The sequence below is a fragment of the Segatella oulorum F0390 genome, assembly GCF_000224615.1.
Classification (GTDB): Bacteria; Bacteroidota; Bacteroidia; order Bacteroidales; family Bacteroidaceae; genus Prevotella; species Prevotella oulorum.
This window is the reverse complement of the sequence record NZ_JH114215.1, coordinates 1,184,921-1,201,660: the sequence shown is the minus strand read 5'-3', so window position 1 is coordinate 1,201,660 and position 16,740 is coordinate 1,184,921. Positions and strand designations below refer to the sequence as shown.

Below are 16,740 nucleotides of genomic sequence, written 5' to 3'. Positions count from 1 at the left end.
GCAAATGTAGGAAATTTCTATTAAACCCGCAATTATCTCATTGCAAAAAGTTACCTTTGCACGACAAAAAAAGAGGAGGAGCAGACAAATGAAAGTGGATATCGAAACATTTCAAGGCATCGCACGCCCGATGTATGTGCTCGAGGAAGTGCGCCTGCGTCGCAATCTAAGTCTTGTTGCGCAGGTGGCTCGTGAGGCGGGTGTAGAGGTGATTTTGGCTTTTAAGGCCTTTGCGCTGTGGAAAACCTTTCCCATTTTCAAGGAGTATATCCGCGCTACAACCGCCAGTTCCTTGAATGAGGCTCGTTTGGCCTTTGAGGAGTTTGGCAGTGCAGCCCACACGTTTTCTCCCGCTTATACCGATGATGAAATCGACGCGATAGCCCGTTGTTCGAGCCATCTGCAATTCAATTCGCTCACGCAATATGCACGTTTCCACGAGCGGGCGAAGCATGTCAACCCGGCCATCAGTTTTGGGCTGCGCATCAATCCCGAATATTCTGAGGTGGGCACCGCGCTTTATAATCCCTGCGCGCCCGGCACACGCTTTGGCATCACGGCCGACAAGTTGCCCCAGCAGTTGCCTAAAGACATCGAAGGTTTTCATTGTCATTGCCATTGTGAGAGCGGCGCCGACACGTTTGCGCGCACCTTGCAGCACATCGAGGCGAAGTTTGCGAAGTGGTTTCCGCAGCTGAAATGGATTAACTTCGGTGGCGGACATCTGATGACACGTGTCGATTACGACGTGATGTTGCTTGTCGACCTGCTGCAACGCTTCCGCCAACGCTATCCCTGGTTGCACGTTATTCTTGAGCCGGGCAGTGCCTTTGCCTGGCAAACGGGGCCGTTGGTGAGCCAAGTGGTCGATGTGGTGGAGGACAGAGGCATCAAAACGGCCATCCTCAATGTGAGCTTCACGTGCCACATGCCCGATTGTTTGGAAATGCCTTATTTCCCCACCGTGCGCCATGCCGAGCATATCGACCCGGCAGCTGAGCAGCCACAGCGTGCCTATCGGTTGGGCGGTAACTCCTGCTTGAGCGGCGATTTCATGGGCGATTGGCTGTTTGACCACGCATTGCAAGTGGGCGAGAACATCATTTTCGAAGATATGTTGCATTACACCACCGTAAAAACCAACATGTTTAACGGCATTTCGCATCCCGCCATCGTCTTAGCTAAGGCCGACGGAACATTCCAGATGTTGCGCGAGTTCGGCTACGAAGATTATCGCAGCCGCATGGATTAATCTCGCACAACGTGGGCGTTTTGCCAAATTATTTGTAACTTTGCGCCCACGTTTAAACAGAACCGAGTGCTTGACAAACCTCGTAAAAAACAAGAAATGAAACAAGAAAAGAACATGGTGAGTGTGCTGTTCATGCTTTTCAGCATCCTCTTTTGCGTTTGCCTCATTGCGGCCAACGTGCTCGAAACAAAGCAAATCTCAGTATTTAACATCAGTCTCACGGGCGGCTTAATCGTCTTCCCCGTCTCCTACATCATCAACGACTGCGTGTGCGAAGTGTGGGGCTATCAAAAAGCGCGACTGCTCATTTGGACAGGCTTTTTGATGAACTTCTTCTTTGTGACGATGGGCGCGATTTGTGATGCCATTCCCGGCGCGCCCTACTGGACCAACGACGCGGGATTTCATGCCATTTTCGGTCTGGCTCCCCGCATTGCAGCTGCCTCGTTCATTGCCTTTCTGTCGGGAAGTTTCGTCAATGCCTATGTCATGAGCCGCATGAAGTTGCGCGACCGCGGCCGCCATTTCTCCGCACGTGCCATCTGGAGCACCGTCTTTGGCGAGAGCATCGACTCCATCATCTTCTTCCCCTTGGCGTTAGGCGGCGTAGTGCCTTGGGCTGAATTGCCCAAACTCATGCTGTGGCAAGTGGTGCTGAAAACCGTTTATGAAATCATTGCGCTGCCGCTCACCATTCGCGTCGTGGGCTATCTCAAACAGCACGAGGGCGAAGACACCTATGACGAAGGCATCAGTTACAACGTTTGGAAAATATTTAATCTGAAAAATAATGGATAGAAAAGATGAGGGCCTGCACGCCTTGGGCCGCACCACACGCTATGCAACCGACTATGCGCCCGAGGTGCTGGAGACTTTTGACAACAAGCATCCCGGCAACGATTATTGGGTGCAATTCAACTGCCCCGAGTTCACGTCGCTTTGCCCCATCACCGGGCAGCCCGATTTTGCCGAAATCTGCATCCGCTACATTCCCGGAGCGAAGATGGTGGAGAGCAAAAGCCTCAAACTCTATCTCTTCAGCTTTCGCAATCACGGCGATTTTCACGAAGATTGCATCAACATCATCATGAAGGATTTGGTGCGTCTGATGCAGCCCAAATACATCGAAGTGGTGGGCTATTTCACGCCTCGTGGCGGCATCAGCATCTATCCGTTTGCCAATTTCGGCCAACCCGGAACGAAATATGCGCAGCTGGCCGAGCATCGGTTGATGAACTATCAGATGGATGGAGCGCCGTTGCGCGCAAAGTAGTTCGCATTCCCAGCAAAGGAAGGAAAGCAACCGAAAAATGTTTTTCACGGCAGAGAGGCGTTTGTCAAGAATTCCATGTGGAAATCTTGACGCCCGAGGTCGTTTGTCAAGAATTCCATGTGGAAATTTTGACGCCCGAGGTCGATTGTCAAGAATTCCATTTGGAAATCTTGACGCTTGAGGTCGATTGTCAAGAATTCTATGTGGAAATCTTGACGCCCGAGGTCATTTGGTAAGAATTCCATGTGGAAATCTTGACGCTCGAGGTCAGTTGGTAAGAATTCCATGTGGAAATCTTGACGCTCGAGGTCAGTTGGTAAGAATTTCATGTGGAATTTTTACCCCCGAGGTCAGTTGGTAAGAATTCCATGTGGAATTTTTACCGCTCGAGGTCAGTTGGTAAGAATTTCATGTGGAATTTTTACCGCTCGAGGTCAGTTGGTAAGAATTTCATGTGGAATTTTTACCCCCGAGGTCAGTTGGTAAGAATTTCATGTAGAATTTTTACCGCCGTGGGGTTGTTTGTCCCCAAATGGGCACTTTATGCGATGTAGGTGAGCACAAAGGCCTCGTTGGCGCGGTGAACGATGGTGAAGCAACGGCCTTGGCGCAGGTTTTCGATGGCTCGGATGCCGGGCTTTTCGTCACGAGAGGCCACGCGCATGTCGAAAAATTGCAAAGCTTCTGCCGAGCAATATTTGTAGAGTGTCTCTTTGGCACACCATATCAACAGACGCTCTTCGGTCGTCGGAGCCTGCTCGTCGGGCCGCATAAATCGGCCGGCAATGCGGTCGACGCGTGGGCTGACGTATTCGATGTCGACAGCAACCTCGTGCGTTTTCGACAGGATGACCGCGGCATAGCCTTTCGTGTGGCTGATGCTGATGTGATAGCCGGCGATGAAAGGCTTTCCGGCTGCATTGTGCGTGATGCGGAGGGGCTGCTGTGTGAGCCGTTCAACAAGCGCATAAACGGCCAAGCGTTCCACTTGTCGGCTGCTGCTGTGGCACGTCGTCAGTTCGCTTTGGAAAATGGTTTGCAGAAAGGGGGATGATGCGCAGAAGTCGGCGGCCGTCTCTTCTATTTTCCAAACGCCCAATAAAGTGTCGGGGTTGACGTTTTCGAGGGAAAGCAGTGGCATGTTAACCCTCTTTAGGATGAATGGATACTTTGATTTTGCTGATGCGGCGGGCCTCGATGCTGAGGATTTCAAAGGTGAATTGCTGATAGTCGATTTTCTCGTGCATCGCGGGGAAATCGCCTTTGAGCTCCAACAACAGGCCGGCCAGAGAGTCGGCATCGCCCTCGACATCGTCAAAAATATCGTCGTCGAGTGCAAGGATTTTGCAGAAATCACTCAAAAGCACTTTGCCTTCGAAAATATAGGTGTTGTCGTCAATCTTGGTGTAGCTTTTGACGTCGTCGTCGTATTCGTCGTTGATTTCGCCGACAATTTCTTCTAAAATATCTTCCAAAGTGATGAGCCCACTGGTGCCGCCAAACTCGTCGACGACGATGGCGATGTGGATTTTGTTTTCTTGGAATTCGCGCAGCAAATCGTCGATTTTCTTCGTTTCGGGCACAAAATAGGGTGGGCGAATGAGGCTCTGCCAGCGGAAAGTTGCCGACTTCGAGAGGTGGGGCAGCAAATCTTTGATGTAGAGAATGCCGCGGATGTGGTCGGTATTGTCTTGATAGACGGGAATGCGGCTATAGTTGTTCTCGACGATGCATTGCAGCACTTCGGTGAAATTGCTGTGAATGTCTAAGTTAACAATGTCCTGGCGGGTGGTCATCACTTCTTTTGCGGTTTCATCGCCAAAGCGAATGATGCCTTGCAACATGCTTTGCTCGTCTTTAATGTCTTCTTTGTCGGTGAGCTCCAAGGCTTGCTCTAAATCGTCGACGCTGAGTTGGCGATTTTTCTTTTGCCACACTTTCTCAGCGATGACGCCACTTTTGGTGAGGATGGTTTCTAAAAGCCAGAAAAATTTGCGGAAGAAAAGGATGCCGTTCACGGCGAAACGGCAGAAGATGAGTGGATTTTGACGGCTATAAACCTTGGGCATGATTTCGCCAAAGAGCAGCAAAAGAAAGGTGAGCAGCACCGTGAGCACCAAAAACTCGAGCCATTCCGCTCTTGGTCCAAAGTGGATGAGCGAGCCGAAGATGAAGTTGCAAAGCATGATGACGGTGACATTCACAAAATTGTTGGTGATGAGAATGGTGGCCAACGTGCGTTCGCTGTCTTGGCGGAGCATTTCTATTTTGCGGTCTTTTGCGCTGTGTTCGACATCTAAGTCGGCGATGTCGGCGGGCGAAAGACTAAAGAAAGAGATTTCTGATGCGCTGGCAAACCCCGAGAGTAGCAGCAAAAACACCACTAAAAAGATGGAAATCACTACGCCAAGGGTGGGCGTCTGAAGGGTGATGTCGGAAAAAGCTTCTGTAAACGATGATATGTCCAAGGGGTTCCTCGTTTTAAAACTTAGAATGGCAGAATTTCATCATCGGCAGTTGTCGCAGTGGTTGCCGATGGCTTCTGCTTCTCATTCTCAGGTTGTGGGGTGGAAGGCTGCGTAGTTGTGGATTGTGCAGCTGTGTGTTGTGCATTCTCCTCTCGCTCTGCAGGCTTGGGATTGAGCAGTTCCATGTTCTCAACAAGAATTTCAGTGACATAGCGCCGCTGCCCTTTTGGGTCGTCATAGCTGCGGTAGCGGATGCGCCCTTCGACATAGAGCTTGTCACCTTTGTGCACATGTTTCTCTACCACTTTGGCCAATCCGCGCCACACAACGAGATTGTGCCAATCGGTGTGGTCGGGCACCTTTGTGCCATTCTGCAAGGTGTAGCCACGCTCTGTCGTCGCAAGCGGGAATTGTGCCACAGCTTGATCGGCGTCATAATAGCGCACGTCGGGATCTTTTCCCACGTTACCAATCAACATCACTTTATTCATTGTGAAAACTTTAAGTTGAAATGAATGAAGAAAAGACTATTTCCACATGCCTAAATAGCGGAATTGGAAATTCTTTCCTTTAGCCGATGGGAATTGCGAACGATTGTCAACGCGTGTGCGTAGATATTCAACAATACGGTCGTAACAATCTTGTCCCGAATTGGCTTTGCACTGCACCACGAACAGTGTGTCGCGATATTCGTGCTTACCTGTGGCAGGAACGAGCACTACGCGTTTGAAATTTAATGAACCTTCATACCATCCGGGCTGCATCTCGGTGAGGCGCGTCATGGCTGAAGTCGCTAAAGCATGTTTCTCCATCAAAGGAATATTGGGCTGCATGGCCTTCTTTTCTTTAAAATCTGTCATTGTTGTTGCTGTCGTCTTGATGATGATGAAATAGGCACGTTGGTGCACTTTATAACGTTTAGGATACGAAACACCGCTGGCCACATAAGCTCGGATGTCGTCTTCTAAAGCATGGGTCAGTACGATATCAGGAATAGAACTTAGGAAATCGAGTGCTTCTTCAACTGAAGAAACCAAAACCTCACGATTGAAATATCTTAAATACAGATTCATGAACTTGTATGTTTCTCGATAAAAGAGCGGAAAACGGGACTCGAACCCGCGACCCCGACCTTGGCAAGGTCGTGCTCTACCAACTGAGCTATTTCCGCGTAGAGAATAATTTCTTCACCTATTTTGCATGTGAAGAGGAGGAGACTCGAACTCCCACGTCACAATTGACACTACCCCCTCAAAGTAGCGCGTCTACCATTCCGCCACCTCTCCAACATGTTTGTAATACTAAATAAAATGTGCCCAGAACAGGACTCGAACCTGCACGCCGTTAAACACACGCACCTGAAACGTGCGCGTCTACCATTCCGCCACCTGGGCTTATGAGAAGAGATAAATCTCTCTGCGCATCTTATTCAGCATTAGAGCGGAAAACGGGACTCGAACCCGCGACCCCGACCTTGGCAAGGTCGTGCTCTACCAACTGAGCTATTTCCGCATAAAACCTTTATTTCAAAGTGTATTTCGCTAAATGCGGTTGCAAAGATAAGGCTTTTTTTAAGACACCACAAACTTTTGCTCATTTTTTTTGGAAAAAGTTTGTCAGCATCTTTTTTCATAAGTATCATTACGACGCCTTAATAATAGAATGAGTTGCACGGTGGAGTGAGTGTGTTTATAAAGATTTTCTTATAAATCTTTCCGCTTGAATATGTGTGATGAGAACACATAAGGAAGTATAATCCATAGCAGGAGCAGTAAGGAAGAGATGATGATTCCGCCAGTGGCTCCTAAAAACTCTTTGAATGCGGCACCACCATATCCCATCATGGCAGAGACATCCATCTTAAGAATTACCTGAAAGCGAGCTAAATCGAGTGGGTTAAGCATCAGAAGCGAAAGCAAAGGCGTTTCTATAGGCCATTCACTCAATAGGAAAACAAGATAGAGAAGCACGGCATCATAAATCATTGTCAGCAGCAACCAAATGAGAATGGATATGCCTATACCCCGTGTTTTTTCGCTTGTGAGCATTGTTGTTAAAAAGGCCAATGACACGAATATTTGCGTGGTTACACAGCCCATCACAATTAAAATCAGTGCAGTTCCGCTTTCTGTATAGAGCAACATGGGAATACCTGCTCCAATCAGGAACGCAAGATGCAGACTGAAAGATACGCCAATGTAAAGGCTCCGCCAAATTTGTTGCCGTTTGAGTGGCTGACTTAACAGCAGCACAATAAAGTCATGCGAATCGTAAAGATAGGTGACTGTGTAGAGCAGCGACATGAGTGGGGTGATGAATAGAATGATATTCAGTTCTGTGAGTGCCCCTTTTGATGCGTTATCTTGCAACAGAAGTGATGTCCATGAGAGGAGCGCTAATAAAATAAGGTATATAACGACGACCTTATCCTTAATATTATCTGTAAAAATAATCTTCGTAATCTTTCCCATATTGTTTTATTGTTTTTGGCGCTTCTCTAACAACGACATGACGGCTTGCGAAATATTCTCTTGCCCAGTCTCCTGTAAAAGCTGTTGAACCGACATAAAGAACAGCACTCTGCCTTCATCCATAAAGATGATGTGGGTGACAATACCTTCTAATTCGCTGAGGATATGTGAGGTGATGAAAACCAATTTATGCTTCTCTTTCGCAATTTTATTTTTTAGAATATTAGCAGCAATGGGGTCTAAACTGGCAGTCGGCTCATCAAGAATCAGAATGTCGGGATTGAAAAGAAATGCTAATGCGGCATTTACCTTTTGACTCGTTCCGCCCGATAACGCTTTCGTTTTTTTATTCGCAATGGCATCAATGCGGAATGCTTTATACAATTCATCATCACATTCGGTGTTGTTTCCGCGTATTTCTCGGATGGTTTTGAAGGTTTCAGCCACACTCATATTCTCTGGGAAACAGCTACTTTGAGGCATAAACCCAATGTGCTGACGATAGGAAGGATGCACGTTGATGTCCACACCATCTACTAAAATCTGTCCGGACTGTGGGCTTACCAAACCAAGGATACACTTCATGAGGGTTGTTTTTCCACATCCATTGGGCCCAACAAAGCCAATGCACTGACCTTTTTCTAATTGCAAATTAACATCGTGGAGCACATGTAATTTGCCATAAAACTTATTGAGGTTGCTTATTGTTATCATATATTAATGGGTTTCATATAGGGGTGGTTGTCAACATAATTGTCGGGTGTGATGGAGGGCAACAGCTTCTCAGTGCTGTCAAGTAAATCCATTAAGAAGCTGTGGAAAAAGAATAATACATTCTCATTTTGTTCAGCCAGCATAGAAAAAAGACTTAAAGGATGGAAGGGAACATCGCCTCTGCCATCTTTATTTAAGTCATAACCTTCATACTTATCCCAATAATTACCATTCACAATATTGCGATTATAGCTCACGTTGGTCGTCATATCGAACGTGTTTCCGAGAAAGTTATTCTCGCAAATGGTATCATTTGTACTGGCCGAAATCAACCGCATGCCCCAGCCATTGCCCTTTATTTCGTTGTGTTTTATGAATAAATCCGATCCGCCATCAACAAGAAGTCCTACTGTATTGTCAAGAAAACGATTTCCTTTAATGGTGCTGTATTGCAGTTCTTTGATGAGCAAGCCATAAGACGAGCTGCCTCGATTGAATGTAAAAACATTATTCAACATCGTTACATGGTGTGCAAACATAACTGCCACACCCGCTTGGTTGTGACTAAAGAAATTTGCTCGGTAGACATTAAAATGCGAAAACATGAAGTGGAGTCCATAGCGTGCACATCCGCTAACTTTATTGTGTTCGATGCGCGAAGCATTTACAAATTCAAGGTAAATGCCATCACGATTATGCCCAATCACATTCTCGGCAATGTGCATGTCGTCACATTTCCAGCAATGTATTGCGTTTCCCATGATTGCATTTTGCACTATATTGCTCGAAATATTGTTGTGAATTACCGTGCAATGTCTACTGTTTTGGAACATAATACTGAATTGATTTGCTCGAAACACACAATGACGGACAATGACGGATCTTGCATTTTCGATGTGCAGGCCACTGTAATCAATGCGCGAAGAGCGTGCAGAATGCTGTATTTGAAGTCCGTCAATCACCACATCATTGGCTTTTACTTGAATGACATTTCCTTGCAGACTGCCGTCAATGATGGGCAAACCTACTCCTCTGAGGATGATAGGTTTATCAATCAGTAAATGTTCTTTATACACCTTTCCTGCATGCACCACAATTTCATCGTGGGGCTTTGCTGATTTCAGGGCATCATGAATCGTAGGAAAGGTTTTTCCCTTTCCTACGTCAATCGTGCGCCCTAAACTCGGAAGCGTGCACAACAAGCCGAGAAACAGCGTTAGTTTACGGCATGTTGTATTTTTAATCTTTCCCATGAATCGAGTAGGATAGAGCGAGTTTTCGTAGCAAACGTGCGTGCATGATTTTTATTTTTAAAAGCTGCTACGCCACCATTCATCGGACTTTTAATGTCTTCGCCGAGCACAAGATTGGCCGTTTTGATGTCGATTAAAGAGTCGGGGTGTTCGTAATCTGCTACATATATTTTTGCAACGATGCTATCCGAAAGTTTCTTGTCATGGATGTGATGAAACAAACATGATAGATCGTCGAATTTAAAACATTTCCCTTTGTCGGTAATGATTTCACATGCAAACTGAGGTTCTTCAATGGTCATGCCACATTTTGCACAATTATCTTTTCCTAAATCAACGGGCTGTGGTTTGTCGTTGTGTGTGCAAGCGCTGACACAAAGAAGTGTCAGCAACAGCACAAAGGCTGCTGCTGACCCCTTTATCAGTTTCTTACGAAAGTTTTCTTTCATACGAATTAGTCTTGTTTTGCTTTGTTCCCAAAGACGACAACCTCTTTTACAACAACATACAAGAGGATGACACCTGCAAGCATAAGCAAGTATCCGCCGACATTAGGTTGTGAAAGGGCGTCGAAACTTAGGAGTTGTTTCTCGCCAAGAATAGGGGGTTGGTAGGACATGCCCGGGACTTTGATTGGTGCATCGGGCGAAAGATTGTGCCCGTAAACGTAGGTCCAATGGTAGAAATCAATAAAACCAAGAACGCCAAAGATACCAAACGATATTAAAGAGGCGATGCTTAACTTTTTGTTTTTAATGAATGCTGTGACTAAAAAGAGCACAGCAAAGGCACCAAGGATGATGGGCAAAGCCGTGAATTCCCAGAAATCTCCGGGGTGGATTTGTGCCATTCCCACATAGTGATTCAATTCATTAATCTTGTAAAGATCATTGCCTTCGTCTCCACCCGAAACACCATCGAGGCCACCGATGTAGAGAACCATCCCCTCGGGATATTGTGGTGCAGTAAGATCAATTCGCCATACAGATGTAAAAGCGCTTATCGCTGTGAATATGCCTGCAACAATAAGCAATATCATGCTTGATTTTGAGAGCTTGCCTGTAAAATTAAATTTCATATACTTTCATCTATGATGAACCTGTCGTCGGCGCAAGTCTTTGATGTTGATCTTAACACGCGACAGGTTCATGATTGTTTCCTTTTTATTTTGTTCTTTGATTATCGTTTGTGTGTTGTTGGAGCAGCACCCGATTGTGTGGTAGGTTTCGTCACAATGAATTGTGATGGCAACTTATCGTCAATCGTAAAGCTCAGAGGCGTATTGCTTCCTTTGGGAGACACGCGAACATAACCTTGCATTTCTTGGTGCAATGCGCTGCAGAAGTCGGTGCAGTAGAATGTCAAGATGCCTACGCGATTGGGAATCCATTTCAACGTGCATGTTTCTCCGGGCATAACCAACAACTCTGCATTGTTGTTGCCTTTGACAGCGAAACCGTGTGGAATATCCCATTCTTGTTCGATGTTTGTTACATGGAAGTAAACCTCATCGCCCATCTTAATGCCTTCGATGTTGTCGGGAACGAGACGCGAACGGATGGCTGCCATGTAGACATCAACGCGGTTGCCATGGCGTTCAACGCGAGCTTCTTGTGCGGTGCTAATCTTGTAAGGATTGTGGTTGTTCTTCAATAAAGTGAAGTTCACCATGTTGGTTTTTAACATGTCTGCTGCAATGGCACTGGCATAGTGGGGCTCACCAATCAATGGGAACTCAAGAAGCAACTTCATCTTATTACCACTAATGTCATAGAGTTGTGCAGCTTGGCAAAGTTCTGGCCCCGTTGGGAGGAAGCAATCCTTCGTGATCTTGTTGTAAGCAATCATATATTTGCCATAAGGCTTCTTGGTATCGGCACCGAGGACAGAGAGGTGACCCACCGAATAATAAGTTGGGATGCGGTCTTCAATCTGACAATCTTTGAGACGCCATTTCACAATTTCCGAAGAAATGAAGAAGCTGGTGTAGGCATTGCCGTCGGCATCAAACTCGGTGTGGAGCGAGCCTAAGCCCGGAGCCTGCACTTCGCCATGCAAAGCGTCTTCATATTTAATGACGTTGATGCCTTCAACCTTACCATCAAACTTGTGGTTCTTGATGGCTTCTTGAATCTTTTTGAAGCTGAACACAGGGAGGTTGGCGCTCAACTTACCATTACCCACGATGTATTCGCCCGTCGGGTCGACATCCACGCCGTGGGGAGACTTTGGACATGGGATGAGATAAAGGAAGTCGTTGACCTTGCGCGTGTCAATCACTTTCACCTTGTTTAGAATCTCAGACGTTGCCTGCTCGGTGTTTTCGTTCATCACGTTGTGCGCATATTTGCAAGCCTTCCAATCGAAATCGCCTTTTGCGGCATGCTCAGCGGCTTTCTTCCAGTTGATGGCGAGGATATAGTCCTTATCGTTTTGCGAAGCATTCACCTCTAAGAGCGAGTGAGCTTCCTCGGTGTTGTAACACGTGAAGAACGACCAATCGGCTGATTCATTCTTGCCGCTGTGGCTCAAATCATAGTTGAACGGAGGCAGGTTTAATTGGAAATCCAAATTCAGATGTCCTGTCTTTTGGTCTACCTTGATATAAGAAACGCAACCGCGGAACTTGGTCTTGTAGTCTTTAATCGAAACGTCGCCATTCTCATAGTCGGCAGGAACGCTGAACCGAGAGCCTGAAACAATATATTCGGTGTTGCTCGTGATGAAAGGCGAAGCGTGGTTACCGCTGGTGTTGGGCAACTCAATGATTTCTGCTGTGCGGAATGTTTTTAAGTCGATGCGCGCAATACGTGGCGTGTTGTTGGCATTGATGAAGAGCCAACGGCCATCGTACATGGCATTTGTCTCAGATAGTTGGGTGTGGTGTGAGTCATCCCATGGCACAAAACCAAATGACGTGTTCAGCAGAGGTTTGGTGTTTTCATCATAGCCATAACCGTTTTCTCCATTTTGAGAGAACACAGGAATGACTTTCAAAAGGCGTCCGGAGGGAATGCCATAGACGGAAACCTGACCGCTAAAGCCACCAGAAACAAAGTCATAATACTCGTCGTAGTGCCCGGGAGCCACATAAACCTGCTTGGCAGCGTCGTCGTCAACGGCAATGTGGCCAGCCTTTTTGGGCTTACAAGCATGCAACACGCCGCCTAAGTATAGGGCACAGAACGAAACGTATATAGATGATGAGAGGACGAAAAGGAATGAAGTTGTTTAATATCAAGATGTTACGTGTATTTAGATAGTCGAGGCTCCTCAAAACGAAATGTTACATCGTGTTACATTCGTGTTACATCTGAGGGTTTATCCGGCTGACGATTGATACATAAATGTTACATGGGTGTTAATTTGGGGTTACAGATGGGGGATGCGGAGCGATGAGGGGGTGATTGTATCGCCTCTTTTTTATTGCCTCTTTTAAAAATATTAGATGCGTTTTTATTCTATATAATTATTATTTGGTATATTTGCAGCAAACAAACAATGAGAATATGGCAAAGGTTATACATGTGCATCTACTGCATGGAATAGAGGGAACGAAGCAGAAGGATTGGTATTTCAGTAGCATTTCGGCTGTATATACGGTATTCACGTCGAAACAGGTTGGAGTGACACGTAATTACTTGCTCCACGCGGGGCTTTCAGGTAATGGTACAATCGTTACGAAACGGGCCGTAATAAAGCAATCTACACTGATTTCGGGTGGTTCGGGAACAATGTATAAGGACTGAGAAGAGACGGGCTTAGAACTCTATAAAAATGGCATTAGAATGGGAGGTAATGGCAGGAATGGCATTACCTCTTTTTTGGGGTATATGGACGAGGTCGGTTTTGGGAAAAATACATAAAAACATGTGGATTGTAGGTGTTAGGTGGACTGTTAGATGGACAGTTTAGATGGACAATTTCAAAAGTTTAGGTGGACAAAACTCCTGCCAAGACACCCACTGTGAGGATATAGCAACAATCCAAAAAAGGGGGGATTGATACAAGAAACTGACACTTTGCGAGCAACTTTGAGATAGCGTTACACCTTAATTATGTATAGGGATTTAGGATAAAAAGGGAGTCTTCCAGGGGGGGGCACCCCACACGGGGGTACACTTGGATGGTTTGGGAGGTGCCATCAGACGAGGCGGACAGGTCCGATGATGGTGCTGCGGGAGAATGTTGAAGTGACTGAATTAAAAACCTATATTATTGGATGATTATATTACCAAGTATCAATGTTTTTATCGTCATTATGTTTATTTAAGTAAGATAAAAAGGATGACATTATATTGTAGGAGTATGCGTTGCAGTTAATAAATGCCTGTGAATAAGATTCTTTATGATTACCATTAAGATTTGATGGGAACACATCTTTAGGAGAAATTAAATTTGATTCTGCCCCATTTTTGAATAAATCAAATGCGCCTAAAATATAATGAGGTACTTTTGTTTCAAAAGTTAGAGAATCTTTATATATCTTTATTCTTATTTTTAATTCAGCATGTATAATAGTTGCATTATAAAGTCCTATGACCTGCCCCACATTTGCCCATTTCCCTTCACCGTAGCAAATATTATTAATCGTGTCTATCTTTATTTCTGCACCTTTTTCTAAATTAAGAATTGATTTTAAGAAGCCATCACTCCTTTTCGTCATTTCCTTTATAGTCATATTGCAATTATTAAACACAGTATACTTATAATAAATATCTCCATCCAAATTAAGTGGGAATTGTTTTATTGCCTCTTTTGCCCATTTCTTATTGCTACTTTTTTTTATTGCATTCCATTTTGCTTGTTTAGAAATAAAATCCATACATTCAAATTTTTGTGCAATAGAATTTGTCGAAGTTAGAAACGCAAAAGCTAATAATAGTAATAGATACTTTTTCATTGTGTAAAATTTTAATTAGTTTATAATACAGGATCTACAAATACAGAAAGCGGCGCGGGGTTGTAATCCCGAGAAAAGGACGGAGAGGTGTCGGATTTTGAGGAGACTTTTCGTTATTCTTTCTTTTGCCAACGTCCTCCTTTTATAACTTTGTAAGATGCAGAGTGAAGCCAATGCGTAAATTGAAGATTTCTTCATAAAATATCTGATTAAAATATGTTATTTGGCTGTAAAATTATATGATTTCTTCGACAGATGCAAATATTGCCCGTTTGTCATGGCTTTTCTTTATAAAAAATTAAACTTTCGGTATGCGCATGAGGTCCGAAATCATCTCCTTGCCTTTTTATGATATAAGGTGGATGAAGAAAATGGTCATTCGGAGGGCAAAACGGCCTTTTACAGCGTTGCGGTAACCCTCATTCACAGCTGGCGAGCGGGTATAAATAAGAACTTGCGGCACACTCAGATGGAGCATGCCGCAAGTATAATAAGGTGGAATGGCGCTCGGCCATTAACCTTTGATGGCTGCAATGCCGGGAAGTTCCTTTCCTTCGATGGCTTCTAACAAGGCGCCGCCACCGGTAGAGATATAAGAAACCTGGTCGGCCAAGCCAAACTTGTTGATGCAAGCCACAGAGTCGCCGCCACCAATGAGCGAGAATGCACCGTTCTTTGTGGCTTTGGCGATGGCTTCGGCAATGGCTTTTGAGCCACCAGCGAAGTTGTCGAACTCGAATACGCCGGCAGGACCGTTCCACAAGATGGTCTTTGATTTTTCAATCACCTCGGCGAAAGCCTTACGCGATTCGGGACCGGCATCCATCCCTTCCCAGCCATCGGGAATGTTGTCCGAGGGTGCGACGCTCTGTTTGGCATCGTTCTTGAAATCGTCGGCGATGATTGAATCGGTGCCGAGCACCAAGTTCACATGGTTTTCCTTGGCCTTCTTCATCACATCCAACGCCACGTCCAATTTATCTTCTTCGCAGATGCTCTTGCCAATCTTTCCGCCTTGCGCTTTGGCGAAAGTGTAGGTCATGCCGCCGCAGAGAATCAGGTTGTCGACCTTGCCCAGCAAGTTTTCGATGATACCAATCTTGGTCGACACCTTCGAGCCACCCATGATAGCGGTGAAGGGGCGTTTGATGTTGTTGAGCACAGCATCAACGGCCTTCACTTCTTTCTCCATGAGATAGCCCAACATCTTGTGGTCGGCATCGAAATAATCGGCGATGACTGCCGTAGAAGCATGTTTGCGGTGAGCCGTACCGAAAGCGTCCATCACGTAGCAATCGGCATACGAAGCCAGTTTCTTCGCGAAATCCTTCTGGCGCGCTTTCATCTCCTTCTTCGCCTCGTCATATTCGGGTGTGCCTTTCTCAACGCCCACGGGCTTGCCCTCTTCTTCGGGATAGAAACGGAGGTTCTCCAACAGCAGCGCTTCGCCGGGCTTCAGTGCAGCCGCTTCGGCTTCGGCATGGCCACAATCTTTGGCAAATTTCACCTCAACGCCCAATGCGTCCGACACATTTTTCACGATTTGCGAGAGCGAAAGCTCAGCCTTCACCTTACCTTTGGGCTTGCCCATGTGGCTCATCATGATGAGCGCGCCACCATCGGCCAGCACCTTCTTCAACGTTGGCAATGCACCGCGAATGCGCGTGTCGTCAGTCACTTTTCCATTTTCGTCCAAGGGAACATTGAAGTCCACGCGAACGATTGCCTTCTTACCAGCAAAATTAAATTGTTCGATCGTCATTTTACAGTTATTTTTGATGTTAAAAATCTTTTGTTTTATACTCGGCAAAGATACGGCTTTTTCGTTGAAACAGGGAAACCTTTACCGAGATTTCATTGCTTTTTCTATGCTATCGCCGTGTTTTGGCACATCAAGTTGGCAATATTTCAGGCGCATGGTGCTCCATCGAAAAGGGTTGCCGGCGAAGAGTTTGCCGATAAACAAACGCGCGGAATGGTTGGTGGCAAACGGTTCGCCGACGGACAAAATGTAAAAAAGTTGCGTGGCAGAGGGGTTTGATGGAGGTTGGTAGGGGCGGCGCCTGTGTGCCCGCCCGTGTCGCCCTGCAGGGGCGCATCCATCGTTAGCAGGTGTGCATCATGCGCAATGCACAAACATTTCAACGCATGGAGATGCCTCCTTTGCGGGTGGGGAACGTGCCTTTTACGGATGGAAACGCCTCTTTTACGGCTGGGGAACGTGCCTTTTACGGATGGAAACGCCGCTGCGCGGACGTTCGGGCGGGCACACAGGCGCCGCCCCTACCATTTCTCGTGTGGCTCCGTGTCCCAAAGGTTGCCGGCGAACAGTTCGCCGACGGACAAACACAAGAAAAAGGTTGCCGGCGAAGAATTTGCCGATAAACAAACGCGCGGAATGATTGG

The 16,740-nt window shown here is 46.1% G+C and carries 19 protein-coding genes and 4 tRNA genes; 6 read left to right on the top strand and 17 right to left on the bottom strand.

Features of this window, described 5'->3' with window-relative positions; translation table 11 throughout:
- Window positions 1-88 precede the first annotated feature (88 nt).
- From nspC to HMPREF9431_RS12860, 4 genes are all read left to right on the top strand, one after another.
- On the top strand, window positions 89-1,252 hold the full coding sequence (gene nspC, locus HMPREF9431_RS05145) for a carboxynorspermidine decarboxylase (RefSeq protein ID WP_004380099.1): 1,164 nt from the start codon (window positions 89-91) through the stop codon (window positions 1,250-1,252).
- 96 nt (window positions 1,253-1,348) lie between these two features.
- Window positions 1,349-2,050, top strand: a complete 702-nt coding sequence (locus tag HMPREF9431_RS05140; protein ID WP_004380098.1) for a queuosine precursor transporter — start codon at window positions 1,349-1,351, stop codon at window positions 2,048-2,050.
- Window positions 2,043-2,525: a preQ(1) synthase gene (gene queF / locus HMPREF9431_RS05135; protein ID WP_004380097.1), complete on the top strand. Its 483-nt coding sequence runs from the start codon at window positions 2,043-2,045 to the stop codon at window positions 2,523-2,525. Before HMPREF9431_RS05140 ends, queF begins: the two co-directional genes overlap by 8 nt.
- Window positions 2,526-2,602: 77 nt before the next feature.
- Entirely contained in the window at window positions 2,603-2,761 is a 159-nt protein-coding gene (locus tag HMPREF9431_RS12860; RefSeq protein WP_155812945.1) for a hypothetical protein, read from the top strand.
- A gap of 305 nt (window positions 2,762-3,066) precedes the next feature.
- Here HMPREF9431_RS12860 and HMPREF9431_RS05125 read toward each other — a convergent pair whose 3' ends face one another.
- The 14 genes from HMPREF9431_RS05125 to nosZ form a co-directional block, all read right to left on the bottom strand.
- Window positions 3,067-3,666: a 4'-phosphopantetheinyl transferase family protein gene (locus HMPREF9431_RS05125; RefSeq protein ID WP_004380095.1), complete on the bottom strand. Its 600-nt coding sequence runs from the start codon at window positions 3,664-3,666 to the stop codon at window positions 3,067-3,069.
- A 1-nt stretch (window position 3,667) separates the two neighbouring features.
- The gene (gene gldE / locus HMPREF9431_RS05120) at window positions 3,668-4,993 is read right to left on the bottom strand and encodes a gliding motility-associated protein GldE (protein ID WP_004380094.1); all 1,326 of its coding nucleotides are present in this window, start codon (window positions 4,991-4,993) and stop codon (window positions 3,668-3,670) included.
- Between the two features lie 20 nt (window positions 4,994-5,013).
- Window positions 5,014-5,484, bottom strand: a complete 471-nt coding sequence (locus tag HMPREF9431_RS05115) for a single-stranded DNA-binding protein (protein WP_025070767.1) — start codon at window positions 5,482-5,484, stop codon at window positions 5,014-5,016.
- 36 nt (window positions 5,485-5,520) lie between these two features.
- On the bottom strand, window positions 5,521-6,066 hold the full coding sequence (locus HMPREF9431_RS05110; protein ID WP_004380092.1) for a hypothetical protein: 546 nt from the start codon (window positions 6,064-6,066) through the stop codon (window positions 5,521-5,523).
- A 25-nt stretch (window positions 6,067-6,091) separates the two neighbouring features.
- Window positions 6,092-6,164 (bottom strand) — tRNA-Gly (locus tag HMPREF9431_RS05105).
- Between the two features lie 32 nt (window positions 6,165-6,196).
- Window positions 6,197-6,279: transfer RNA gene (locus HMPREF9431_RS05100), tRNA-Leu, on the bottom strand.
- Between the two features lie 27 nt (window positions 6,280-6,306).
- Window positions 6,307-6,387 (bottom strand) — tRNA-Leu (locus HMPREF9431_RS05095).
- A gap of 45 nt (window positions 6,388-6,432) precedes the next feature.
- Window positions 6,433-6,505 (bottom strand) — tRNA-Gly (locus tag HMPREF9431_RS05090).
- Window positions 6,506-6,696: 191 nt separating this feature from the next.
- On the bottom strand, window positions 6,697-7,464 hold the full coding sequence (locus HMPREF9431_RS05085) for an ABC transporter permease subunit (protein WP_004380091.1): 768 nt from the start codon (window positions 7,462-7,464) through the stop codon (window positions 6,697-6,699).
- 6 nt (window positions 7,465-7,470) lie between these two features.
- Window positions 7,471-8,178, bottom strand: coding sequence for an ABC transporter ATP-binding protein (locus HMPREF9431_RS05080; protein ID WP_004380090.1), 708 nt, complete (start codon window positions 8,176-8,178; stop codon window positions 7,471-7,473).
- Window positions 8,175-9,431, bottom strand: a complete 1,257-nt coding sequence (nosD, locus tag HMPREF9431_RS05075) for a nitrous oxide reductase family maturation protein NosD (RefSeq protein WP_004380089.1) — start codon at window positions 9,429-9,431, stop codon at window positions 8,175-8,177. Before nosD ends, HMPREF9431_RS05080 begins: the two co-directional genes overlap by 4 nt.
- On the bottom strand, window positions 9,395-9,880 hold the full coding sequence (locus HMPREF9431_RS05070; RefSeq protein ID WP_004380088.1) for a nitrous oxide reductase accessory protein NosL: 486 nt from the start codon (window positions 9,878-9,880) through the stop codon (window positions 9,395-9,397). Before HMPREF9431_RS05070 ends, nosD begins: the two co-directional genes overlap by 37 nt.
- Window positions 9,881-9,885: 5 nt before the next feature.
- Entirely contained in the window at window positions 9,886-10,509 is a 624-nt protein-coding gene (locus HMPREF9431_RS05065; protein WP_004380087.1) for a hypothetical protein, read from the bottom strand.
- Between the two features lie 101 nt (window positions 10,510-10,610).
- Window positions 10,611-12,593 (bottom strand): Sec-dependent nitrous-oxide reductase, encoded by a 1,983-nt coding sequence (gene nosZ, locus HMPREF9431_RS05060; RefSeq protein ID WP_231287712.1) that lies wholly within the window; start codon window positions 12,591-12,593, stop codon window positions 10,611-10,613.
- Between the two features lie 347 nt (window positions 12,594-12,940).
- On the opposite strand from nosZ, the gene HMPREF9431_RS05055 reads away from it, so the two are divergent.
- On the top strand, window positions 12,941-13,180 hold the full coding sequence (locus HMPREF9431_RS05055) for a hypothetical protein (RefSeq protein WP_004380085.1): 240 nt from the start codon (window positions 12,941-12,943) through the stop codon (window positions 13,178-13,180).
- Window positions 13,181-13,662: 482 nt separating this feature from the next.
- Here HMPREF9431_RS05055 and HMPREF9431_RS05050 read toward each other — a convergent pair whose 3' ends face one another.
- The 3 genes from HMPREF9431_RS05050 to HMPREF9431_RS12855 all read right to left on the bottom strand — a co-directional run bounded on the left by HMPREF9431_RS05050 (window position 13,663) and on the right by HMPREF9431_RS12855 (window position 16,437).
- The gene (locus HMPREF9431_RS05050) at window positions 13,663-14,334 is read right to left on the bottom strand and encodes a hypothetical protein (RefSeq protein ID WP_004380083.1); all 672 of its coding nucleotides are present in this window, start codon (window positions 14,332-14,334) and stop codon (window positions 13,663-13,665) included.
- Window positions 14,335-14,848: 514 nt separating this feature from the next.
- A complete protein-coding gene (locus HMPREF9431_RS05045) occupies window positions 14,849-16,096 on the bottom strand; it encodes a phosphoglycerate kinase (RefSeq protein ID WP_004380081.1) in 1,248 nt (415 codons plus the stop codon).
- A 146-nt stretch (window positions 16,097-16,242) separates the two neighbouring features.
- On the bottom strand, window positions 16,243-16,437 hold the full coding sequence (locus HMPREF9431_RS12855; protein ID WP_155812944.1) for a hypothetical protein: 195 nt from the start codon (window positions 16,435-16,437) through the stop codon (window positions 16,243-16,245).
- A gap of 131 nt (window positions 16,438-16,568) precedes the next feature.
- Here HMPREF9431_RS12855 and HMPREF9431_RS05035 point away from each other — a divergent pair, with 131 nt between their 5' ends.
- Window positions 16,569-16,736: a hypothetical protein gene (locus HMPREF9431_RS05035; RefSeq protein WP_155812943.1), complete on the top strand. Its 168-nt coding sequence runs from the start codon at window positions 16,569-16,571 to the stop codon at window positions 16,734-16,736.
- Window positions 16,737-16,740: the final 4 nt, after the last annotated feature.